The organism is Peribacillus sp. P4_C12 (genome assembly GCF_056402095.1).
Window position 1 is genome coordinate 1 of sequence record NZ_JBFUIB010001005.1, and the last position, 842, is coordinate 842.

Annotated in this window: 1 pseudogene; it reads right to left on the reverse strand. The window is 41.8% G+C overall.

Features of this window, described 5'->3' with window-relative positions:
- Positions 1-842: pseudogene (locus tag AC1DUW_RS30855) on the reverse strand (precorrin-3B C(17)-methyltransferase); the annotation flags it as partial.

Genomic DNA, 842 nt, shown 5'->3' on the forward strand with positions numbered 1-842 from the left:
CCACTTTTTCACCATCACAGAAATCACAGGCTTTTAAAGTCAATACATCCCCAATTGGCGATAATAAAAAGTTTGCTGATTGCAATTTGCCAGTAATAACTTCTGGATCTGTTGTAGGAATCTTTAAAACGATTTTATGATTTGGTGTATATTCCATCGTTCCCTTTTCTCCAACAACTTCTGCAAGTGTCATCATTTGTTTCGGAGTAAATTGCTTGTTCGCCACACCTGGGCTAACGGCAAGCTCGAATACCGACTCAATTTTTTGCTGAACAATCGGCGTAATTGATTGCTGAACTGTTTGACCCTTAACTCTTGTGAGGGCTTCCATTGCCACTTCAAAAGATGTGCTCTTTTTTTCTGGTGCTTTTGTAAGCAATCCAACTCCGCCAGTCGACTCGGTGTACGCTTCCTGCATAGAGCCCGTTTCTTGATCTAATGCCCAAGGTTCTGCTTCTTTTTGCAAGCGTTGATGCGGCTTCAATGGTTGCTTTTCCGAATTCAATGTATACTTTCTTTGATATCCACGTGGCGTGATGATTTTGTCATCATATAAAAAGGTAGATGAATTTCCAATAATGACGGTTGTTAGCATCCCTATATCGTGATTTAACATGTCTTTCAAATTGGTTATCACAATATCCTGACGATCGCGATACGCACTTTTTACCAATCCGACAGGTGTTTCGGGCGAGCGGTAACGCAGTAAAATGTTCTGTGTTTCAACAATTTGCCTAGTCCGTCTACCGCTTCGAGGATTATAAAGTGCAATGACAAAGTCAGCCATTGCTGCAGCCTCCACTCTTTTGGCAATCAGATCCCAAGGCGTTAAGTGGTCACTG